This window comes from Edaphobacter sp. 4G125 (assembly GCF_014274685.1).
Taxonomy (GTDB): Bacteria; Acidobacteriota; Terriglobia; order Terriglobales; family Acidobacteriaceae; genus Edaphobacter.
Genome location: NZ_CP060393.1, coordinates 2,775,784 through 2,798,164, shown reverse-complemented (window position 1 = coordinate 2,798,164; position 22,381 = coordinate 2,775,784). Strand labels below are relative to the sequence as shown.

The window sequence follows — 22,381 nt, the reverse complement described above, 5'->3', positions numbered from 1 at the left end:
GTGGACGCCCAGAGTGCAGCTGGAGAGATGGAAGTCTCGGTGATCGTTCCTGCACGGAATGAAGAGGCGGTCTTGGGCGGTTGCCTCGAATCGCTGGTGCGTCAGTCGGAACCGGGGTTCGAGCTGGGACGTCATTGGGAGTTGGTCGTCGTTAACGACGATTCGAGCGATCGAACCCGGTCCATTGCGACAGAGTTCGCTGCGCGATACAGCGGGGTTAGGGTTTTAGATGCTCCGCAGTTTGAGACGAACGGCGGTAGCGCCTTCACGGGTAAAAACAATGCTTGCTGGGCTGGGGCCGAGGTCGCCTGTGGAAGATGGCTGCTGTTCACAGATGCAGATACGCTCCACGAACCGAACGATCTTTCGCGGTCACTGAGAGAGGCGGAACGCCATCATGTCGTTCTGCTCTCCTATTCACCGCGTCAGATTGTGAAGGGCTTTTGGCAGAGAGCGGTGATGCCATTGGTTTTTTCAGAGCTGGCCAGCGTCTATTCCATGAAGCAGATCAATGACCCCGACAACCGGTTGGCTGCGGCGAATGGTCAGTTTCTGTTGATGGAACGGGAGGCCTATTTTGCTATCGGAGGGCATCGCTCTGTAGCGAAGGACGTTCTTGAAGATGTCGCGCTGGCTCGTGAAGTGAAGCAGAGCGGCAGAGCCATTCGCTTTCGTTATGCCGCAGATGCGCTTTCGACCCGCATGTATCGAACCACACGGGAGATGATTGAAGGCTGGACCAAAAATCTGGCCGTGTTATTTCCACGTCCAATTTATCTTACTGCGTGGCGAGTACTGGATTTTGCGCTTTACTTTGGCTTGCCCGCTTTGGCCCTGGGAGTTTCCTGGCTGGTGAGTTGGCAGCGGTGGACGTTGCTGGTGCTATGGCTCAGGACGTTGTGGCGTTTTTATGCGCGTGTTGCCAGGTCCAACTTTCCTGCCCTCGATATTGCGATCTCGATCCTGGGGATTCCTTTATTTGTCTTCCTGCTGATTCGGAGCACGATCCATCACAGATTCCGAAAGGCCGTTGTATGGAAAGGAAGAACTTACCAGGCCGGTAGCTAACTGCCTATTCGCTTGCGAGATTTTGAAGGGCTACACTAGAAGAGATGATCTTTCTTACTCGAAAGGCCGAGTTTTCTGCCGCGCACTTCTACTGGGTTGAGGATTGGACCGAGGAGAAGAACCATAGAATCTTCGGGAAGTGCGCCAATCGCAATGGACACGGCCATAACTATACGATTGAAGTGACGGTTGCGGGCGAGGTCGACCCGGTCACCGGGTTTGTCGTGGATCTAAAGCAGCTGAAGGACATCCTTGAGCGCGAGGTGATCAGTGTCTACGACCATCGTCATCTGAATCTGGAGGTCCCGGAGTTCCGGTCAAGTTTGCCAACGACGGAGAACATCGCTATTGCGATCTGGAAAAGGCTTGAAGACAAGATTCCAAATGCAAAGCTGCATCGCATTCGTGTCTATGAAATGCCCGATCTCTTCGCAGATTTTTATGGGGAGCAGGGATGAAGGCTTATCTCTCACGCCGCTATCACTTCAGCGCCTCGCACCGGTTACATACGGAGGCTTATGATGATGCGCGCAATCGGGAGATTTACGGTAAGTGCAACAATCCACATGGACATGGACATAATTACATTGTCCAGGTGACCTTCAGCGGTCAGGTCGATCCGGTTACAGGAATGATCTTTGATCTTGCCGAACTGGATGCCTTTGCTCAGACGAGTCTGATTGACCGCTTTGCTCATACCAATCTGAATGCGCTGGATTGTTTTGCGAATCATGTTTCCACTACGGAGAATCTATCTATAGAAGTCCATCGGATCTTTGCAGGATTTCCTGCCGCTCATCTTGAGAAGGTGCATATCGAAGAGACAAGCAACAATTCCTTCGAATATGCGGGCGATGCAAAGCTTCTCCGTGGAACTCTCTAAAGAAAGGCCCAGGTATGGCCAGTACAAAGAACGTATTTGAAGCAACCTCTCTTTCCGAGTTTTCTACGCAGGACCTTTATCGGGAGATACTCTCGCGCATTGGCGAGGACCCGAACCGTGATGGTCTTATCCGCACACCGGAGCGGATGGAGAAGGCAATGGCCTTTCTTACCCGCGGTTACAGCAAGAACATTACCGATGTGCTGCACGAGGCATTGTTCGACGTCGATTATGACGAGATGGTGATCGTGAAGGATATCGAGTTCTTTTCCATGTGTGAACATCACTTGTTGCCCTTTTTTGGGAAGGCACACGTTGCTTATGTTCCAAATGGCAAGGTGATTGGGTTGAGTAAGATTCCACGCCTGGTGGACGTCTTTGCTCGCAGGTTGCAGGTGCAGGAGCGGCTGACACGTGAAATTGGCGATGCGATTACGGAGGCGATTAATCCTCAGGGAGTCGCAGTGATTATGGAGGCCCAACACCTGTGCATGATGATGCGCGGCGTGGAAAAGCAGCATTCGCTGACTGTGACCTCTGCCATGCTTGGCGTCTTTAAGACGCAGCTCCAGACGCGAAATGAGTTCCTTTCTCTGGTCCGGAGAAATGGCAGCTTTTAGCGCAACCTTTCATCAGTTCTGACCGGTAAACTAAATGGTGGAATGAATGGTCTTTTAGTCGTCGATAAGCCTGCCGGGATGACTTCGCATGATGTGGTTGCGATTGTCCGGCGGGCAACAGGAGAACGGTCGATCGGACATCTGGGAACTTTGGATCCGATGGCGACCGGGGTTTTGCCTCTCCTCATGGGAAAATATACCCGGCTGGCGCAGTTTTTTGGTTCGTCAGAGAAGTGCTATGAAGGACGAATCCGGTTTGGTTATGCGACCGATACCTTCGATGCCGAGGGGACGCCGACATCGCCGTCAAAGCCGCTGCTGATGTCGCTGGAGCAGATCCGAAAGCTGACAGAACAGTTTCACGGCGAGATCGACCAGGTCCCCCCGATCTATTCAGCGAAGAAGATTCAGGGTGTTCCTGCGCACAAACTGGCACGCGCTGGGATGGATGTTCCGGTCAAGTCGGCACGCATCACCATTCATGGTTTTCAGCTGCGCTCGCTGCAAGGCGAGGAGGTGGACTTCTTCATTCATGTTTCGGCGGGTGGATATGTGCGCTCCGTTGCGCACGAGCTTGGACAGCTCGTTGGCTGCGGGGCACACCTCTCGATGCTGCGTCGTACCCGCGCAGGAGCGTTCACGCTAGTCCACTCCATTAGAATCGATGAATTAAAGTCGTTCAGCACACCTGAGATTGAAGCTCGTCTGCCGCATCCACGCACACTATTACCGGAGATGCCGAGCGTTACGGTGGATGAGCAGACCGCAGGTAAGCTGCGCAATGGGATGCAGGTGAACGTGCCTGACTTTTCCCCGGCCCTGTTGCTGAAGATTTTTACGGGACCGACCGATCTGTTGGCGATCGGCCGTCGAATTGCCGGGACCCTGGTTCAACCTATTGTCGTGATGGGGTAGCGGGTTCCTTCTTTAGTAGAGGCTGAATCAATCCCAGGACATTCTGGGCGACGACCTTGTTGCCTGCGGCAGTCGCGTGCGTTCGATCAGACTGCATCATGCCGTCAACGCCAAAGACTCCCTTGAGCAGGAAGGGAAGCATGGGAACCCGGTATTTCTTCGCCAGTAGGTTGTAGGTCTGGTTGAACTGGTGGATGTAATCCTGCCCATAGTCCGGCGGCAATGTAATTCCTGCCAGCACGACGCGAGTACCACTTTCAGTCAGAGTGGAGAGGATCTTATCCAGGTTGGCTCTTGTGTCTTCGATGCGCAGCCCTCGCAGGCCGTCGTTTCCGCCGAACTCCACGACCACGATGGCCGGTTTCATGGCAGCGATTCGGGCGACGCGTTCAAGCCCATCTTTGGTGGTGTTGCCGCTGATCCCGGCATTCACAATGCGATAGCTATATCCCTGGCGATCGAGGTCGGTCTGTAGAAAATCCGGGTAGGATTGCCCCATCTCGGTGCCATAACCGGCCGTTAGGCTGTCGCCAAAGCAGACAATGCGTGGCCGGGAATCTGCCTCGACCTTAAGCTCTACGTGGTTAGAACCTACTGATGGAGAGGAAGGCTCAGCCTTTGGCTGCTCCTGCAAATTCATTGTCGGAGTAGAAGTGGACCGGCAACCGGAAAAATAGACCAGAGTTACCGCTAGTATAGGAACAATTGCGACTCGCCGCATTGCTATGAATCTATCAAAGAAAGCGGCAGGCCGGCCGGAATGGAGAACAAAGGAATGGCGGAAGTATCAGCAATCATTACGGTGGAAGGTCTGCACAAGTCGATTCGGAATGGCGCCAGGACAGTCGATATTCTCAAAGGGATCAGCTTTACCGTTCCCAAGGGACAATTCGTCGCGGTGATGGGATCGTCAGGCAGCGGGAAATCAACATTGTTGGGCTTACTGGCTGGTCTGGATACACCAAGCTCTGGTGAAGTAAAGCTGGCTGGAACGGCAATCTCGTACCTTCCTGAAGATAAACTGGCCAGAGTTCGAGGGCGAACCGTCGGATTTGTATTCCAGTCTTACCAGCTGGTTCCTACACTGACAGCGCTGGAAAATGTCCTTTTACCGTATGAGCTGAATGCGGAGAGTTCCAGTGCAGCTGAAGGTCAGCAGAGAGCGCGAGAGCTGCTGACAAATGTTGGCTTGAACGATCGGATGGATCACTATCCCGTCCAGCTCTCTGGTGGAGAACAGCAGCGGGTCGCATTGGCGAGGGCTTTTATCCTGCGCCCTCCCATCGTGCTGGCTGATGAGCCGACCGGCAATCTCGATACAACGAATGGCGCCCATATCCTGGAGCTCCTGCTGAACCTGAACCGCACCGAAGGAACAACACTTGTGCTGGTGACTCACGATCCAGTGCTGGCGAGCTATGCAGACCGGCGCATCGTGCTTCGCGATGGAACCGTGATCTTAGATGAGGTTCAGCAGCCCGTAGAGTTTACGGTGAATCGATAACGTTATGGCTTCGCTCTCCTATAGTTCTGCCATCAAGATTGCAAGCCGCGAGCTTCATTTCTCGCGGGGAAAGTTTTTCTTTGTCGTTCTCTCTGTGGCTATAGGAGTGGCGGCTCTTACGGGTGTGCGTGGCTTTTCTTCTTCCTTCCGGGCTGCACTTCTGGACCGCGCTCGCTCGATTATGGCGGCGGATCTGTCTGCGCGGATGTTTCAGCAGCCCACGCCCGCAGAGCAAAAGGGGCTGGACGCGATCGCCGCTGAGGGTGTTCAGATAACGCCAGTGACCGAAATGCTCTCGATGGCGAGCTCGTCGAAGACACTCGATCCATTACTGGTTTCTCTGAAGGCCGTCGACCCGCAGGCGTATCCGTTCTATGGAGAAGTCGAGCTTTCGCCGAAAGGGAAGCTGAAGGATGTCCTGAAGGACGACACTGTCGTGGTTGCAGACGACCTCCTGGTAAGGCTGCATATGAATGCGTGCGATTCGCTGAAGATCGGAAATCGCATCTTCCGGATTGCCGCAATAGTCGTAAACGAACCTGATCGCCTCTCGGGTAACTTTGCTGCTGGGCCGAGGGTCTTTATTTCACGCGCGGGACTGGATGCGAGTGGGCTGCTTGCTCCTGGAAGCCATGCGGGGCAGAGATTCCTCTTCAAGGTTCCGAAGCCCAGCGATGGAACGCCGATCTCCGAGAAGGAGGTTGCGAACCTGAAGGAGAGACTGGAAGAGCTGCTTCCCGAATCACAAGTGATCGATTACCGAGAGACCAACCCTGCATTGACACAGGGGCTCGATCGAGCCACCAGCTTGCTCTCGTTGATGAGCCTGGTTGCGTTGGTACTGGGAGCGGTGGGTGTCGCGATGGCCATGCGGGCTCATCTGGAACAGAGGCTCGACACAATCGCCATTATGAAGTCGCTTGGCGCGGGCTCCCGGGAGATTATTCGGATCTACCTGATCCAAACTCTGCTCTTAGGCCTGTTGGGAGGTGGCCTTGGCGTAGCTCTCGGCGGATTTGTACAGATGGCCTTTCCTTATTTTCTCGGGAAGCTGTTGGGTGTTCCAACCTCGGTCCATCTCCAGCTTCGTACGGTTTTGACGGGTTTTGGCGTTGGAATTCTGACAACGCTTCTCTTTACCTTACCGCCGCTATTGGATATCCGTTCCGTCCGCCCCATTCTGATTCTGAGGCGTGCAGTCGATGAGAGTTTCGATCCCTTCTTGATTGCGTTGCGCCGCAAATTCGTGAAGAACCTGTCTCAGATTGGAGCGGTTGCGCTCATCTTGATTGGATTGGCGGCGATTGCAGCGACGCTGTCTGATTCGGCGACCGTGGGACAGGTCTTTGCTGTTGGCCTCGTTGCTGTACTTGCTGTGCTGCTTCTCGCTTGTGCCGGGCTCCTCGTAGGTCTCCGCAAATTTCTCAGCAAAACTCGCCTTAGTCTGCCGTCGGTCCTCAGGCATGGGCTCGCGAACTTGTATCGGCCGGGCAATCCATCAGCGGCTTTGCTCGCAGCAGTTGGGCTTGGAGTGATGCAGATTATGTCTGTCTTTTTGGTGCAGCAGGCAGTTGTAAAGGAACTTCATCTGTCGAGTGCGCCGAATCTGCCCAATGTCTTCCTGATCGACATCACATCGAGCGAGATAGAGGGTGTTCGCCAATTACTGAAATCGCAGTCCAGCGTGACCGCTGATCCGGAGCTCCTTCCCGTTGTGTCGTCGCGAATTATTGCAATCGATGGAGTCCCGGCAACGAAGGCCACACTTAAAAACTTTCCGAAAAGGATGCTGCAGTCCATCTCGCTGACTTCATTTAAAACCGCTCCTGCCGGAACAACAGTCGTCGATGGCGAGTGGTGGTCTGCGCAGGAAAACCAACCCGTTGTTGCTATCGCGAAACGTCAGGCGGAACGATTAGGGGTTCATGTCGGCTCGAAGGTAACGTTTGCTGCGCAAGACTCAGAGTTTGTTGCGACAGTCATTGCCTTAACGAAGTCAGATGGACAACATACCTATTCTCGTGCCGAGTTCATACTGCCCCCGGTGATCCTGAAGGACCTGCCGGTTGTCTGGTACGGCGGGGTTCATGCCGTACCGAATCGCGTTGGCGAACTCCAGAGAGCGCTCTATCAGACGTATCCGACCATCACGGTGATCAACGTCGCGCAGGCATTGGAGACGGTGCGTTCTGTTGTGATTCAGATCACATATGTCATCCAGTTCCTAGCGGCATTCAGCATCTTTGCTGGGATTGTGATCCTGGCAAGCGCCGTTGCCGGTACACGTTATCGCAGAATACGCGAGGTCGTCGTTTTGAAGACTCTGGGAGCGACCCGGGTGCGGATTGCTTCGGTATTTTCTATTGAGTTCGCCGTTTTGGGAGCAATTGCCGGGATCGTGGGAATCGGGTTCGCAAATGTGATCGCACGAGTGTTATTGAAGCGAATGTCGGTGACGTACCACTTTCATTGGGGGTGGACCGTGATAGCGCTCTTGGCGACCGTAATTGTGACTATCGCAACCGGGTGGTCAGCAAGTTTTCGTGTGCTTGGGCAAAAGCCTCTGGAAGTGTTGCGAGAAGAGTAAAGCGATTCAGCTCCATAGAATTGGGCTGTGAGCGACGATTCCGCAGGCTGTACGATGGAAGAGGTTTGCAATCTAGATCGACTGCGGTGTGGTCAATGGATGGAATGGACGACGTGCTTCTGGCGAAGCATCAGGAGAGGTATGGTGCGACAGGGAAGCTCTTTCGGGCGCCTGGCCGAGTAAATCTTATTGGTGAGCACACGGATTATACCGGTGGTTTTGTGATGCCCATGGCGATCGGCTTCCATACCTCGGCTGTCGTGAGCCCGAGGCATGACCATCGCATGGTGTTCTACTCCCAAAATTATAGAGAAGAAGTTTCTCTTGAACCAAATGATCTGATGAAAGGCCGCCGCGACCACTGGAGCGACTATCCCGCTGGGGTCGCCTGGAGCCTTGGTCAGGAAGAGATCGAATTCGGCGGCTTCAATATGACTCTCTCCGGGAATGTCCCACTCGGAGCAGGGTTGAGTTCGTCCGCATCGGTTGAGGTTGCCACTGTGATGGCAATTTTGAACCTTGCGGGTAAGGGTCTGCCGCTGGAGAAGATTGCAACCCTGTGTCGGCGAGCGGAGAACGGGTATGTGGGTGCCAAGAGCGGGATTATGGACCAGTTTGTTGTGGCTGGAGCAGTAGCTCATCGGGCCATGATGCTGGATTGCCGCTCTCTCGAATTTGATCTCCTGCCTCTTCCGGAAAATGTTCGCGTGGTTATCGTGAATTCCATGGTCAAGCATGCGGTTGCAACGGGGGAATATGGAAGCCGTCGTGATGAGGTTGAGGCCGGGCAAGAGGTTCTGCGCCATGAACGGACGGGGATTGATCTGTTGAGAGATGCAACTCTGGCGGATCTCGAGTCCTGTCGCGAAAAGATGTCTCCGGCGAGCTTCCATCGCTGTCGCCATATCATCACGGAGAACAGTCGTGTACAGAAGGCTCGCGAAGCATTACTCGCCGGCGACGTGAAGGGCTTTGGCGATCTCATGGTTGCGGCGCATGCAAGTCTTCGTGATGACTTCGCGGCTAGTTGTAGCGAGATCGATTCTCTGGTCGAGATTGCATTGCGTCACCCCGCCTGCGTAGGCGCGAGAATCACCGGAGGAGGATTCGGTGGTTGCACTGTCAATATCGTGCAGGTCTCAGCGGCGGATAACTTTGTTGCGATGGTCCGTAACGAATATAGGCAGGCTACGGGAATTGATGCGGAATGCTTTATCTGCGAGCCTGCCGATGGAGCACTGGAACTTGCGACAAAAGGTGGCAAGGCATGAACTCGTTCACACAGCAGAACTCACATCGGCGATTCAACCCTTTGAAGCGGGAGTGGGTTCTGGTCTCTCCGCACAGAACGCAACGTCCCTGGCAGGGGCAAGTCGAGAAACCGGTACAACCCGCGGCGCTAGCCTACGATCCGGAGTGCTATCTCTGCCCCGGAAACTTGCGTGCTGGCGGTGTTCGAACCGATTCTTACACCAGCACCTACGTCTTTGAGAATGACTTTGCGGCGCTGAAGGCAGATGTTCCTGCCTTTCGCGAGGACGAAGAAGGCAAAGGGCTCTTGATCGCAGAAGGGGAGAGCGGGATCTGCCGCGTCTTATGTTTTTCGCCACGTCACGATCTGACTCTGGCGAAGATGGAGATCGCTGACATCCGGAAGGTGGTCAATCTCTGGGATGCACAGACTCAGGAGCTTGGTGCCCGCGAAGACATTCAGTACGTTCAGGTCTTTGAGAACCGCGGCGCGATGATGGGAGCGAGCAATCCTCATCCTCATGGCCAGATCTGGGCGAGTCGTTCGGTCCCGAATGAAGCGGCGGTAGAGCAGGCCGCCCAGGAGGTCTACCTGAGCGAGCACGGCTGCTGCTTGCTCTGCGCATATCGCGATCTGGAGATTGCAAAAGGCGAGCGCATCGTCGCTTCGAACTCCAGCTTTATTGCGTTGGTGCCTTTTTGGGCTGTGTGGCCGTTCGAGGTGATGATCTTACCTGCGCGACATATTGCGGATCTTGCCGCGATGACCGACCAGGAACGAGATGACCTGGCGACGATCCTGAAAGCAGTGACCTCGGCCTACGATCGCGTCTTCGATACCCCATTTCCTTATTCCATGGGGCTGCACCCACAGCCGTTTGATGGAAAAGAGCATCCGGAATGGCACTTCCATCTCCATTTCTATCCCCCTTTGCTGCGTTCGGCGACGGTGCGGAAGTTCATGGTCGGATTTGAGCTTTTGGGATCGCCACAGCGCGACATCACTCCGGAATCGGCTGCGGAAACACTGAGGAAAGCCTCCTCTTCCCAATAGACAACAGATGTCGCTAACGTGAAGTGTGTGGTGTTGATTTGCAGCCGCAGGACTCTCGTATCGTCAGCGTAACGGGAAGGACTGTTCTCACACTGGAAGTCTTGAGCTCGCCACGGATTCGTTGCAGCAAAAGGCGAGCGGAAACATTTCCAAGTTCCGACGCGGGCTGGCGCACGGCTGTGACAGACGGCGTAATCAAGGAAAAAAAGTCGACATCATCAAAGCCAAGGAGAGGGATCTCTTTGCCCATAGAAATGCCCAGTTTCTTGAGTGCCTCGATCACCCAGATTGTGGCTGCATTGTTAGCGGTGAACAATGCGTCGGGACGATGAGAGGAGGCGAGAAGATCTGCTATCGCGTAAGCTGCTGATTCTGGCCCGGACAGGTTAATCTCCTTGAGTGACTGTAACTTAGCCTTCCTCATGGATTCCTTATATCCGGCGATCCGTTCCTTGATAGTGATCAGGTGGGAGTTTGCTGTGATGCAGGCGATCTTTTTATAGCCATGCTGTACGAGGTGGTCGACAGAGATCTGCGCTCCCGCTCGATTCTCCACCCCGACAGAATCAGTTGCAGCAACCTCCATTGGCCGATCAATCGTCACAATAGGAATCGTGCCCGTTGCGATTGTTTTCAGATGGTGGCTGCGGCTGTCTGCCGGAACCAGCAAGATGCCGTCAACGGGATGATGGGTCATCATCTCCACCTGGGCGGCTTCCACGACGGGATCATCTCCGGAGGCTGCAAGCCAGACTAAGTAACCGCTTTCGCGCGCCGTCTCCTGAACCGCATGGCTGACAATGGAAAAAAATGTATCCGAGATGTCGGGAACGATCAGTCCGATGGACCGGGACAGCTTCCCGGTAAGGATTCGAGCGGCATGATTGGGGCGGTAGTCCAGCTTCTGGATGGCCTCCCTGACCCGCCGTGCAGTCTCTTCGGCAACATAAGGATGGCCATTGATCATGCGGGAGACTGTCATAGGCCCTACGCCGGCCTCCCGTGCAACGTCTTGCAGAGTCGCCCGTTTTAAATGGGAAGATTTATGCACAGACTCCATCCTTTTATGAGAGGGCTACCACATCTCAGAAGCCAGGACAACGGGCAAATTCACCATAAATTCAGATGATTTTTATTGACAAGCATTAACGTAAACGCGTAAACATGATTCGCGCTATGATAGCGCAATCATAACAAGACAGTTTTGTTGTTGGATCTTTTGAGGAGGTTAAGTGAAAAGTTACAGACGCACTATCCGTACGCTTCTATTCGTCTTCACTTGCATATTTATAGCGGGAATTCCAGGGTATGGGCAGGATACGTCTTCGTTATCCGGCACCATTACAGATTCATCCGGGGCATTGGTGCCAAAGGCAAATATTACGCTTCGGAATAATGCGACCCGTATAGAGATTCGCGCTACGTCAAACGATAGCGGTAACTTTACCGTAACGAATCTGGCTCCGGGAAACTACAATCTGCATGTTGAGGCGCCGGGATTCCAGACGACAGATCTTAACGGTATTCAGGTTGACCCGAACATCGGTCGCCGCGTAGACGTCACGATGCGGGTCGGCGATACAGCGACGTCCATTACGGTTGAGGCGAATGCCAATACCGTACAGACCGAAAGCGGTGCTGTAGGCCAGCTCATCACCCAGGAACAGGTCAAGAATATTCAGCTTAATGGCCGCAACCCAATCTATTTGGCCCAGATGGAGCCAGGTGTGGTGCGCGGTCAATCAATGGCCGCATTTAGCTTCGGTTTGGACAACGGTATCAACGTCAATGGAGCCCGCTCACAGGAGAGCGTAATTACCTTCGATGGCGCCCCGATGGTACGCACACGTTCGAACGGTACCAGCGTCGGCGTCGCCGATGTGGATTCAACTTCCCAGATCCAGGTGCTGACGACGAGCTATGCAGCGGAGTACGGTCGTACTTCGGGCGGTCAGATCCGCATGGTTCCCAAGAGCGGATCTTCCGAATTTCACGGTAGCGCATTTGAGTACTTCCGCAATAGCGCGCTGAATGCCAATACGTGGAAGAACAACCAGGCCGGTGCTGCCCGTGGCGCCTTCCGCTATAACCAGTTCGGCTGGAACCTTAATGGCCCGGTCTTCTTTGGCGGCTTTAACAAGAACCACGACAAGCTCTTCTTCCTCGTTGGTCAGGAGTGGGTGAAGTTCCCCCATAACGACGTGGTGTTCAACAAGACGCCGACCGCATTGATGCGTCAGGGCAACTTCAGCGAACTGCTCGGATCAAACATCTTTTATAGCTCTCCAGTGCAGATTGTGGATCCGACAACGGGAACACCGTACGCCGGCAATATCATTCCTCAGGGACAACTCAGCCAGAACGGAACCGGTCTACTACGGGCCTATCCTTTGCCCAATGTCAGCGCACCAACCTACAACTGGGTTGATTCGGCACTCTATACAGAGAATCAGCGCAAAGACTCTGTCGTGGTTGACCTGGTTCCAACCGACAAACACCACTTCCGGTTCAGCATGCTGAACTACAATTACAACGACTACGAGCCGCACTTCGGCAACTTCAACACCAACCCCCGTATCTTCAACCGTCCGAACCAGATTGGTGTTGTTCATTGGACTTGGACCATCAGCCCTACCTGGGTTAATGACGCCTATGCCTCGGGTGCAGCAGATCATGTCACCATCGGCATCGATACGAAGTCAGGTTTGTTCGACCGCACTAAGTACGGCATCAACTATCCGTATCTCTTCGGTGCTGCCGACAAGGTTGTGCCGAACAAAATCCCGACTATCCAGATCGCGGGTTTCACTACATTGGATGGCGGGCCGTATCCATCGCGTTCCGGCGGTATCGTTTATGACTTTGGCGATAACGTCACGAAAGTTTGGGGCAATCACACGATTAAATTCGGCTTCCAGTGGGAGTACGCCGGCGAGAACAACTACGACCAGATCAGCGTTGACAATACGCGTCCCGGAACCACCAACAATCAGAACGGTCTATTCAACTTCGGTGACGGACAAGCCATTACATCGAAGGCCGCCGTTGCGAATGCTGCTCTAGGTGACTTCAATACCTATGGTGAGATCGGCACCCGTTCCTACACGTTGTTCCGCGGCAACATGTACAGCATGTATGGCCAGGACCAGTGGCGTGTGAACCCGAAGCTGGTGCTGGAATATGGCCTCCGCTACGACATCATGCAGTCGTACCATGCGTTGTGGGGTAACCAGGCATTCTTCAATCCTGCCAATTACAATCCGGCTTTGGCTCCTACGGTTAATCCCCAGACGGGGTTCCTCACCGGTGGCGACCCGTATAACGGTGTTGTGATCCCAGGCAGCGGTTTCCCCAGCAAGGCCAAAGGCCATGTGCCGGACTCGATTCTCAACGGCAACTATCAGCGGCTCTTCCGCGGATACGACTCGAACTATTCTCCGACTGTGTACACGAACATCCAGCCACGCGTGGGTTTCGCGTATCAGATCGATCCTAATACGGTAATTCGTGCAGGCGTAGGCCGTTATGTACAGCGCCTGGGTATCAGCGATACGGTTCACGTCGGCGGTAACGCTCCGTTCCAGCCAGCTTCTTCGGTGACTAACGGTAGTGTTGACGCACCCGGTGGAAACGGCGTCAACCAACTTCCACTCGCTTTTACGTCACATGCGTACAAGTACCCCAGCCCCGAAGCATGGGGTTGGAATCTGACCGTGGAGCATGATTTCTCCAAACTTGCGGTCTTCACGTTGAGCTACGTTGGTCGTCGTGGTTACCATCTGGAACAACTGGCCAATATTAACCAGCTGCCGATTGGTACCGTCGCTCCTGGAACACAAAATCTTATCAACAAGATCAACCCTGACTCGCTGCGTCCTTACAAGGGCTTCTCGACCATCATTGAGGCCGAGAACACCGGCGGCTCCTTTTATCACTCCATGCAGGCTAACCTGAAGCGTCGCGTCACCAAGGGGCTGCTCTTCGGTGCGGCATATACCTGGTCCAAGAGTCTTGATTATGGTTCGTCGAACGGTACGAACATTGTCAATGCTTATGACAACAGCATTATGTTTGGTCCCAGCGATTTCGATACACGTCACGTGCTTGTGCTCAATTACGTGTATGACATTGGCTTCGCCAATGGCATGAGCAATGTCTTCGGTCGCACCCTCCTGGGCAACTGGCAGTTCTCCGGAACGATCCAGGGGCAATCAGGACGTCCGCAGAGCGTGTCGCGTAACCTCGATCAGGCTGGGGTTGGACCCGGTTCGGGGAATCAGTTCTACCTCAGAACAGCTGAGGCTAAACTGCCGCATCAGTTTGGGAAGACAGGCACCTGGTTTGACCCGTCTGTTTTCAAGGCTGCTGCTCCTGGGACCTTTGCTCCACGCGGTTCTCGTGGCTATATTTATGGACCCGGTTTCAACAGCTTCTCTGCAGCGCTGCAGAAGGAGTTCCATATCATTCCCAGCCACGAGAACCATGCCCTGGTCTTCAAGGCTGAGGCGTTCAACTACCTCAACCACCCGAACCTCGACAATCCCGATATGAGCCCGACCAGCAGCACCTTCGGTCAGGTAACGACCAAGGGCGGTACGTATTCTTCGGAGCGTCAATTCCAGTTCAGCCTTCGCTACGCGTTCTAAGAGGGCTGTACTATCAACCAATCAGCTTGCTCCTGCCGAGGATCTTTCGACAGGAGCAAGCTGATTTCTTTTCTGCGTAATTTCAATTCTGGATTGATCCCATGATGAAAAGTTTTCTCCGCTGTGGCTCGTTCTTCTTCTTCCTTGCAACAACCCCTTTTCTGACCGCCCAGAATGCTGCCGACGTAGATCCGATGCTTGGAGCAGGGAATGGCGGAAACGTCTTTGTGGGGCCAACGTTGCCGTTTGGAATGGCAAAGCCTGGTCCGGATTATGGAGACAACGAAGGCAATGCAGGGTGGGAGGCCACAGGTAATCTCAACGGGTTTTCTCAGTTGCATGTTTCGGGAACAGGAGGTGGACCGAAATACGGAAATATCCTGGTACAGCCGATGATGGGGAAGGCCAATCCGGCGCATAGCTCCGCTCCCCGGCAGGAAGAACATGCCGAGGTGGGTTATTACTCGGTAAAGCTAGCTGGTACGGGAATACACGCGGAGGTTACGACGGCTCGTCGAACTCCCATCTATCGGTTCACCTATCCTTCTCAGGGGCAACGGACTCTGCTAGTCGATGTCGGACACTTGTTGATGCGCAGGCACGATACGCCGCATCGTTATCCCGAGAGCCAGGTCGTTTATTCGACCGACGTTCAAGTTCTATCGCCGACCGAGATCGCTGGCATGCAAGCGTCTGTGATGGGGTGGAATATCCAGACCACTCCGATGAAGGTTTATTTCTATCTTGTGACCGACACGCCTGCGACAGAAAGCGGAACGTGGGAAGACGGAAAAAGTATCCGGCCTGGATCAAAGTCCGCCAGTTACCGAATGCCTTTTACGATGAAAACAATACCTGAGCCCGCTCCAATCGTAAGCAGTGGGGCTTATTTGACCTTTGCTTCAGGCGAAAGGCCGGTCATGGTAAAGATCGGTCTATCGTTTATATCGATTGAGCAGGCGAAGAAGAATGCGAAAAGTGAGATTTCTGGATTTGATTTTGCGGGAACGCGTAAAGCAGCAGTTGAAGCGTGGAATCAAGAGTTCTCAACGGTGAAGATCGATGGAGGAACACCGGATGAGAGGCAGCAGTTTGCAACGGGGCTGTATCACTCAATGCTCATGCCAGTGGATCGTACAGGCGAAAATCCTCTATGGAAGAGCAGTATGCCGTATTACGACGACTTTTATTGTATCTGGGATACATTCCGGTCTTCAACTCCTCTCCTTACCCTGTTACATCCGGAACGAGTCACAGCCATTCTGCAATCCCTACTTGAGATTCAGGATCACGAAGGCTTCTTTCTCGACGGCCGCTCGGGTAACTTTTCGGGAAGGACGCAAGGTGGATCGGATGCGGAGATGATGTTCGCCGATGCTTTTCTTAAGCATCTACCGGGGCTTGATTGGGAGCATGTTTATAAGGCGATGGTTCACGATGCTGATGTGGAGTCAACAGACCCGATTCGTTTCGGTCGAGGAGATATTGAGGATTGGAAGCGACTTGGATATCTTTCCATCGAACACTCCGATCCGGCTGGTGGTCCCGATCGTCCGGGATCGCGTTCCATGGAGTATGCTGCGAACGATTATGCTGTTGCCCTGATGGCCAAGGGCCTGGGGCATGCAGCCGACGCTGAAAAATTTATGCAGCGCGCAGAGAATTGGAAGAAACTGTGGGATGCGGATGCTGTCGATCACACGGCACAGGGGGATGTGAAGGGATTCATTTGGATTCGTCATGCTGATGGCAGGTGGAAGGAAAACTTCAATCCTCATCTGACAGGCACCTGGTATCAGGATAATTTTTATGAGGCCAGCACCTGGACGTATTCTCTCTATATTCCGCAGGATGTTCGGGGTCTCATCAAGATGGCAGGAGGGCCGGAGGTTTTTAAGGAGCGCCTGGATATCTTCTTCGCTCCTGGTCTAGAGGAGCGCTACCGTTATGACGTGGGAAATGAGCCGGGCTTTCTGACTCCTTATCTTTATAACTGGATCGGGCAGCAGAGCAATTCTGCAAAGACCATTCGAGCGATCCTTCCGGAGAGTTATCATACAGGTGTAAACGGCTTACCCGGAAACGACGATTCTGGTGCGATGGGCTCTTTTCTGGTCTTCAATCAGATGGGCTTCTTCCCGGTTGCGGCACAGGATGTTTACCTGATTGGCTCGCCAACGTTCCCTCAGACGACACTAAAGTTAGGGAATGGGAAGACGTTTTCTGTTGTCGCAGAGAACACCTCGCCTACGAATATTTACATTCAGAATGCAACGTGGAACGACCAACCGTATCATCGGTCATGGTTTACTCACGATCAGCTGATGGCCGGCGGCGAATTGAGATTGACTATGGGCGCTCGACCTGCACATTGGGATACGGGTGATCCTCCACCTTCCATGTCGGACGAGACTTTCAGAAAGTAAAGAGGTTCGCCTGCGTATCCATTTGCCTGTTTCGCTATTATTATAGCGGTTCAATTTGTGGTAATTGGTCGATGGTTTCCCAGAGACGAAGAACGCCCCCTGAAGATCCGCAAAATCGGTTGGTGTATCAGTGAGCGAGATCATGCCAATTTGTTTCAACAGTCATTTCTTCTGTTAGCTGGACAGAAGAAAGTTGTTTTAACAAATAGGACATGTGACATCGATTACAGGTACGCTCTTCTTAGAGTGAAAGAGAGAATCATGCGCATGGAGATGCGTGGTCCGTCGTTCTTAAGAGCGTGGTCGCTAAACGGGGCGAGATTCGCTGGAAAGAGCCGAGAAGAAGAAGCGCGGTCGCTGCGCTGGTTGCGAAGTCTTTCCGATTCAGACGTCGATGTTCCCGACGTGCTCTGCCTACAAGATTTTCGAGTTTCGCTTGTGTCCTCGCTATGTGCTTTGCCGTACTTCTGCTTCGTGCCGATGACTAATGGGTGGTTCTTTGGTCAGCGCGAGTTGCTGGGGTTATGCATCGCTTCTCGTTGGCCTATGAATGCGATGGAAGTAGAACATACCTGGGGAGATGGGCAGATCAGAGATCTCCAGGGGGTAGATGAGAAGAACGCACGGACAGGCGACCCACTAGAATCAGATCGCCTTGTATTAGCCACGCAGAATAGGGTGGTGGTTGCCAGTACCGTTATGGTCCCGGGTTGGCCGCATGGGGTGAGAGTGGCGACACATCACGGGTTCTGGACACGTGATGGAGCCTCGCAAGCGGAACAGTTGGAAAGCACAAAAACAGCAGCCAGCTTTCTACAGCGTCAAGGCCTAGAACATGATGGCGTTCTATTCATGGCAGATTTCAATCCAGACAAAGAAGGCCATGTTTGCCAGATCTACCGAGACAGTGGAGCGAAGGATTTTCTGCCAAGGAGCATTCGTACGACTCTGGCACCCGAACATCCTGCTGCAAGGCTAGGCATTCGAAGCGATTGTGTGATGGCATGGCCTAATGCATGGGGGAAAATGCCATTCAAAGCGATATCAGTTTATGTGGATCCATCGCCTGGAAGCGATCACCTGCTGATCAAGGCAGAGTTTATGCGTGCGTTCAATGATTCTTTAAGTGGGTGGAATGAACCGATGCGAAAGACTACTATTGCTCAATAATTTCAGATATTAGTTGAAGTTCGAACAATCAACTCGACCGGCAGCAGGATTTCACGGGCAGGAATAGCAGGATCAGCAATACGCTCGATGAGAGCAAGTGTGGCAGCTCGAGCGATTTCACGACAAGGCTGTCGAATCGTAGTGAGTGGAACAGAAAGCAATGTGGCATACTGCACATCATCGAATCCAGCCACGAGCAGCTGACTGGGTACGCCGACGCCGAGAGTATTGAGTGTACGCAAGAGGAGTGCGGCGGTCTGATCGTTTGCGCAGAACCTGTTAAAAACAACAAAATACTGTCTATGCATAGACCTTAGACGAGCGTTCTGGCTATAGTAACGCGAGTTGCCATCGGTAGATGGAGTTTCTTTACAACGAAAGCTGTCGGTTATGACTTTACAAGTTCCTTCTGTGAAAACAAATATCAATATGCGTGATATTCAGGCCTCCCTTAAACAATTACGTAGTGCCCGAGTGACTGTATTCGGGGACTTTTGCCTCGACGCGTATTGGATCATGGATGAAGCAGAACAGGAGCTTTCGGTAGAGACGGGGCTTTTGATACGAAGAGTTCGTGAGCAACAGTACTCGCTGGGCGGGGCGGGGAATGTGGTTGCCAATCTTGTGAGTCTCGGTGTAGGTGCTGTACGTGCAGTGGGAGTGGCAGGTCTCGATGTCTTTGGTTCGCGCATGGTCGATCTGTTGCGGAGTTTCGGCATTCTGATGGATGGCTTTTTACTACAAGAGGACTGGCAGACGATGGTATACGCAAAGCCGCGCATAGGAAGTGCGGAAAGCAACCGTATCGACTTCGGTTCCTTCAACGATCTTAGCGATAAAGACCTCGATACTTTGACTGACCAATTGGAAGTTGCAGCCAGGCAGAGCGATGTTGTCATTCTTAACCAGCAGGTACCCCGCGGCGTGATGACACGTCATATGATGCAGAGAGTCAATAATCTGATAGAGTCCCTGCCCGAGGTCATATTCATAGTTGATGCGCGTGATAAAGCTGAACAGTTTGCGCCAGCTGTACTGAAGTTAAACAGCGTGGAGGCAAGCCGATGCCTTGGGCAAGCTCACGACGAAGAGATATCGCTTGACCGTTCCCTTCAGCAGGTACGTGAGTTACAGGGACGCACAGGTAAGCCGGCGTTTGTAACGCGCGGTATGCAGGGGATCGTATTTGCTGCAGGGGATGATGCGGGTCATGTTCCGGGCATTTATATCTCAGGCGAAGTCGATACCGTAGGTGCAGGAGACACCGTAGTTTCAGCATTGGCGGCAACCTTGGGTAGTGGACAGTCCGCCAGGATGGCGGCCGAATTGGCGAACCTCGCAGCTATGGTGACTGTGCAGAAGATTCGCACGACTGGAACGGCTAGTCCAGAAGAGATTTTGCGAGTAGCAGCGGAGAATGCGCGTGGAATGCACTAAAGCAGAGCCGGCCATTCTGGCTGCGGAGCAGATGCCTGCGGAACGTGATCGCCTCGTAGCTGAAGGCAAGCAGTCGGCGTTCACAATGGGTGCTTCGATATTCTGCATCGTGGCCATGTAGCATACCTGGCATTTGCGTGTTCCCAGGGTGATGCTCTGGTAGCTGGTTTGAGCACGGATACGTCAGTGCGTCGAACAAGGGAGAGCTAGGCCAGTTAACTCTAAAGAAGATCGTGCTTATATGGTTGGTTCTCTGCAATCCATCAACTATGCGGTTCTGTTCGTGAAGATGAGTCGAAAGAGTTGATTTGCAAGATTCTTCCACAGGTGATGGTGAAGGGATTGGGCATGCTATGTCAGTGGTCGTGAGATCGTGGAGCTTTATGACGGACGTGTTGTGTAGCTGAGATGGTTGAAGGGCGATCGACGACAAGAGTGATCGAGAAGGTATTGCGAGCATATGCAGAGGTGAAGCGATGAATGGGCGTATTGCGGTGACAAGAGCGGCGGGCTTCATCGGCCGCAATGTTGTGGAAGAGCTTAATCGTCGTGGCCATGAGGACATTCTGCTAGTTGACGTGCTGGGTGCGGATAACAAGTGGAAACACCTGCTCGGTCTGCGTTACGAAGATCTGGTTTCACCTGCACACTTCCTTGATTTGATACAGAGCGGAAGACTGGAGCCGGTAGGGCGTGTAATTCATCTGGGCGCGAGCAGTGCGACGACGGAATGCGATGCAGACTTTCTATTGGAAAATAACTATCGTTACACGCGCCAGCTATGTGAGTGGTGTATTCGAACTGGGGCGCGGTTCGTGTACGCATCGAGCGCTGCAACGTACGGTGACGGAGAGTTGGGGTATTCGGACGATGATGCGATTACGCCGCACCTCAAGCCTTTGAATATGTATGGGGTATTCGAAGCACATGTTCGATCTTTGGGTGCTCCGACATAATCTGTTAGATCGCATTGTTGGTCTCAAATACTTTAACGTCTTCGGCCCGTATGAAGACAGCAAAGGAGATATGAGATCAGTTGTCTCTAAAGCCTATAGCCAGATACGCCAAACAGGAAAGGTTCAATTATTCCGTAGCTATCGCCCAGAGTATGCAGATGGCGAGCAAATGAGGGATTTTGTATATGTCAAGGATGCTGTAGATGTGACGCTTCATTTTGCTCTCAACAGCGAAGCTGGCGGACTTTTCAATTGTGGCACAGGGCAGGCTCGAACATGGAAAGACCTGGTGCTCGCGGTCTATGCTGGCTTGGGGGTACAGCCACAGATTACGTTCATCGAGATGCCCGAACAATTGCGTGGGAAGTATCAGTATTTTACGCAGGCGGAGATTTCAAAACTGCGGAAGTCTGGATACATGCGGACTTTTACGCTTCTGGAGGACGCTGTCCGAGAATATGTGCAGGATTTTTATTTGCCTCAGGAAGCGTGAGACTCTCACCTGAGGGTTCGGATGAGAACTGTACTTGGACATAAGTCGTAACTGGCTTGGCCGTGGAGCGATGCCCAATTATTCAGTTTGTTTCTGGCTCTTTTCAAACGGGCAAGGCTTTCAACATTATCGGGAGCGATCAAGGGCTCCTCGCAGCTCCTGTCGAATTGACCCGGCTTGTCCCGCTCTAGCGGAGCGTACAGATTTGATCGTCGATTTCAGCCATGTACGCGGAGAAAATGTCACCTTCAGAGCGACGACCTCGGACTGATGCAGTTCCGCGTCGACAAAGAACGAGTAGAGATACGAGGCGACTTCCGAAGAGCTTACGTTCGATCGAGTGGATTAACGAAGAACGAGCAGTACGACGCGGGTGATGATCTTAAATCAGTTGGATGATGATAGCGGTATGGCTATGACAATACTTCTAAACCGGAAGCGCTGGGCAAATCCGGTAACAGAGCAGTCGAAACTGAATTCAGTTGAAATTTGGGAATCTGGCCAATCTCACGCAGGATACCCATCCGATCCATCTTCATCTGGTAATAAGTCTCCTAAAACATGCAGGCATCGGATCTTATTGATGATTAACTCGCCCACAGCACAACGGAATTATTGACGTGACGAGTGGATCGCTGGATTCGTCTCATACCATAGATCATTCTGTGGCTTCACAAAGCCAATTCGGTCAGCGATGCTAGGAAACGTACAGACGATGAGTCAAATTCTGTTGGAAGAGATTCATATAGGAAATTTATAAAATTTATTTATCTTCAATAAGTAAATTCATTTTTCCGAAGATCAAAATTTGCTGCATAATGACAGGTGAGGATCGTGAAGCAATTTTAGCGAATTGATTTCCTTTGCCGGCCGCGCACGAGATTTCCATGACTCTTGATGACACAAGACGCTGGTATTCCCACTTAATGACGCTTGGGATGCTTTTTCTTGCAGCTGCTGTGTTTTCATGGGGATCTCAGTACAAGCTCTCTCTGTATAATCTTCCGGCTAAAGCGTCAGCACCCATGGCAGCTGCCAAGTTGCTTTCTCAAAAGGAACGTCCCACTTCGGTGAACGTAACAGAACTCGCAGTTGCTGCTATTCCGATCTTTATTACTGCGTTGGCTTGGTGGGTGAGCATCCTCTCGTGCGTTCGCGAAGAGCATGAGTATTCGTATGTTCGTTCAGACGTACAGAATACGAAACGAATTCGACGACCCCAAGGTCAAAGCTTTTTCTTCTTTCGCCCTCCTCCTACTACTTCCTATCTTAATTAATTCCAGTACATCCTAGTCCCTGAGTCATGGCTCAGAATGTTGTAATTTGCCCTTTCTATAGGACAGGTCGCAATTATCTTCTCATGCTGCATTG

The 22,381-nt window shown here is 52.7% G+C and carries 21 protein-coding genes; 18 read left to right on the top strand and 3 right to left on the bottom strand.

Annotated elements, in window-relative coordinates:
* The first annotated feature begins 27 nt into the window (after positions 1 to 27).
* The 5 genes from H7846_RS11665 to truB are packed head-to-tail and all read left to right on the top strand — an operon-like array spanning position 28 to position 3,486.
* A complete protein-coding gene (locus H7846_RS11665) occupies positions 28 to 1,068 on the top strand; it encodes a glycosyltransferase (protein ID WP_186692286.1) in 1,041 nt (346 codons plus the stop codon).
* A gap of 44 nt (positions 1,069 to 1,112) precedes the next feature.
* Positions 1,113 to 1,526: a 6-pyruvoyl trahydropterin synthase family protein gene (locus H7846_RS11660; protein ID WP_186692284.1), complete on the top strand. Its 414-nt coding sequence runs from the start codon at positions 1,113 to 1,115 to the stop codon at positions 1,524 to 1,526.
* On the top strand, positions 1,523 to 1,951 hold the full coding sequence (locus H7846_RS11655; protein ID WP_186692282.1) for a 6-carboxytetrahydropterin synthase: 429 nt from the start codon (positions 1,523 to 1,525) through the stop codon (positions 1,949 to 1,951). Before H7846_RS11660 ends, H7846_RS11655 begins: the two co-directional genes overlap by 4 nt.
* Positions 1,952 to 1,965: 14 nt before the next feature.
* Complete coding sequence (folE, locus tag H7846_RS11650; protein WP_186692280.1) at positions 1,966 to 2,571, top strand: GTP cyclohydrolase I FolE; 606 nt, start codon at positions 1,966 to 1,968, stop codon at positions 2,569 to 2,571.
* Positions 2,572 to 2,613: 42 nt separating this feature from the next.
* Entirely contained in the window at positions 2,614 to 3,486 is an 873-nt protein-coding gene (gene truB / locus H7846_RS11645; RefSeq protein ID WP_186692279.1) for a tRNA pseudouridine(55) synthase TruB, read from the top strand.
* On the opposite strand, the gene H7846_RS11640 is transcribed toward truB, so the two are convergent.
* A complete protein-coding gene (locus H7846_RS11640; RefSeq protein WP_186692277.1) occupies positions 3,467 to 4,207 on the bottom strand; it encodes an arylesterase in 741 nt (246 codons plus the stop codon). The two genes, truB and H7846_RS11640, sit on opposite strands and share 20 nt — an antisense overlap.
* 54 nt (positions 4,208 to 4,261) lie before the next feature.
* On the opposite strand from H7846_RS11640, the gene H7846_RS11635 reads away from it, so the two are divergent.
* The 4 genes from H7846_RS11635 (at position 4,262) to H7846_RS11620 (ending at position 9,882) form a co-directional block, all read left to right on the top strand.
* The gene (locus tag H7846_RS11635) at positions 4,262 to 4,990 is read left to right on the top strand and encodes an ABC transporter ATP-binding protein (RefSeq protein WP_186692275.1); all 729 of its coding nucleotides are present in this window, start codon (positions 4,262 to 4,264) and stop codon (positions 4,988 to 4,990) included.
* A gap of 4 nt (positions 4,991 to 4,994) precedes the next feature.
* The gene (locus tag H7846_RS11630; RefSeq protein WP_186692273.1) at positions 4,995 to 7,577 is read left to right on the top strand and encodes an ABC transporter permease; all 2,583 of its coding nucleotides are present in this window, start codon (positions 4,995 to 4,997) and stop codon (positions 7,575 to 7,577) included.
* Between the two features lie 65 nt (positions 7,578 to 7,642).
* Complete coding sequence (galK, locus tag H7846_RS11625) at positions 7,643 to 8,848, top strand: galactokinase (RefSeq protein WP_255460591.1); 1,206 nt, start codon at positions 7,643 to 7,645, stop codon at positions 8,846 to 8,848.
* A complete protein-coding gene (locus tag H7846_RS11620) occupies positions 8,845 to 9,882 on the top strand; it encodes a UDP-glucose--hexose-1-phosphate uridylyltransferase (RefSeq protein WP_186692271.1) in 1,038 nt (345 codons plus the stop codon). The genes galK and H7846_RS11620 overlap by 4 nt, the downstream gene beginning before the upstream one ends.
* A 13-nt stretch (positions 9,883 to 9,895) precedes the next feature.
* Here the strand turns inward: H7846_RS11620 and H7846_RS11615 are convergent, their stop codons facing one another.
* Positions 9,896 to 10,942 carry a LacI family DNA-binding transcriptional regulator gene (locus H7846_RS11615; RefSeq protein ID WP_255460590.1) on the bottom strand — a complete coding sequence of 349 codons (1,047 nt, stop codon included), beginning with the start codon at positions 10,940 to 10,942 and terminating at the stop codon, positions 9,896 to 9,898.
* A 172-nt stretch (positions 10,943 to 11,114) separates the two neighbouring features.
* On the opposite strand from H7846_RS11615, the gene H7846_RS11610 reads away from it, so the two are divergent.
* The 3 genes from H7846_RS11610 (at position 11,115) to H7846_RS11600 (ending at position 18,124) form a co-directional block, all read left to right on the top strand.
* Positions 11,115 to 14,528, top strand: coding sequence for a TonB-dependent receptor (locus H7846_RS11610; protein ID WP_255460589.1), 3,414 nt, complete (start codon positions 11,115 to 11,117; stop codon positions 14,526 to 14,528).
* A 101-nt stretch (positions 14,529 to 14,629) separates the two neighbouring features.
* Positions 14,630 to 16,954, top strand: coding sequence for a GH92 family glycosyl hydrolase (locus tag H7846_RS11605; protein ID WP_186692269.1), 2,325 nt, complete (start codon positions 14,630 to 14,632; stop codon positions 16,952 to 16,954).
* A gap of 261 nt (positions 16,955 to 17,215) precedes the next feature.
* Positions 17,216 to 18,124: a hypothetical protein gene (locus H7846_RS11600; protein WP_186692267.1), complete on the top strand. Its 909-nt coding sequence runs from the start codon at positions 17,216 to 17,218 to the stop codon at positions 18,122 to 18,124.
* Positions 18,125 to 18,126: 2 nt separating this feature from the next.
* Here H7846_RS11600 and H7846_RS11595 read toward each other — a convergent pair whose 3' ends face one another.
* Positions 18,127 to 18,432 (bottom strand): substrate-binding domain-containing protein, encoded by a 306-nt coding sequence (locus H7846_RS11595; RefSeq protein ID WP_186692265.1) that lies wholly within the window; start codon positions 18,430 to 18,432, stop codon positions 18,127 to 18,129.
* 208 nt (positions 18,433 to 18,640) lie between these two features.
* Between H7846_RS11595 and H7846_RS11590 the strand changes: the two genes are divergently transcribed.
* The 6 genes from H7846_RS11590 (at position 18,641) to H7846_RS11575 (ending at position 22,287) form a co-directional block, all read left to right on the top strand.
* Entirely contained in the window at positions 18,641 to 19,561 is a 921-nt protein-coding gene (locus H7846_RS11590; RefSeq protein ID WP_186692263.1) for a bifunctional heptose 7-phosphate kinase/heptose 1-phosphate adenyltransferase, read from the top strand.
* Positions 19,548 to 19,682 carry a hypothetical protein gene (locus H7846_RS17990; RefSeq protein WP_255460586.1) on the top strand — a complete coding sequence of 45 codons (135 nt, stop codon included), beginning with the start codon at positions 19,548 to 19,550 and terminating at the stop codon, positions 19,680 to 19,682. The genes H7846_RS11590 and H7846_RS17990 overlap by 14 nt, the downstream gene beginning before the upstream one ends.
* A complete protein-coding gene (locus H7846_RS18130; RefSeq protein ID WP_186696344.1) occupies positions 19,661 to 19,771 on the top strand; it encodes a hypothetical protein in 111 nt (36 codons plus the stop codon). The genes H7846_RS17990 and H7846_RS18130 overlap by 22 nt, the downstream gene beginning before the upstream one ends.
* A 266-nt stretch (positions 19,772 to 20,037) precedes the next feature.
* Positions 20,038 to 20,517, top strand: a complete 480-nt coding sequence (locus tag H7846_RS17985; RefSeq protein WP_255460585.1) for an NAD-dependent epimerase/dehydratase family protein — start codon at positions 20,038 to 20,040, stop codon at positions 20,515 to 20,517.
* Positions 20,489 to 21,010 (top strand): NAD-dependent epimerase/dehydratase family protein, encoded by a 522-nt coding sequence (locus H7846_RS17980; RefSeq protein WP_255460584.1) that lies wholly within the window; start codon positions 20,489 to 20,491, stop codon positions 21,008 to 21,010. The genes H7846_RS17985 and H7846_RS17980 overlap by 29 nt, the downstream gene beginning before the upstream one ends.
* A gap of 887 nt (positions 21,011 to 21,897) precedes the next feature.
* The gene (locus H7846_RS11575) at positions 21,898 to 22,287 is read left to right on the top strand and encodes a hypothetical protein (protein WP_186692261.1); all 390 of its coding nucleotides are present in this window, start codon (positions 21,898 to 21,900) and stop codon (positions 22,285 to 22,287) included.
* Positions 22,288 to 22,381: the final 94 nt, after the last annotated feature.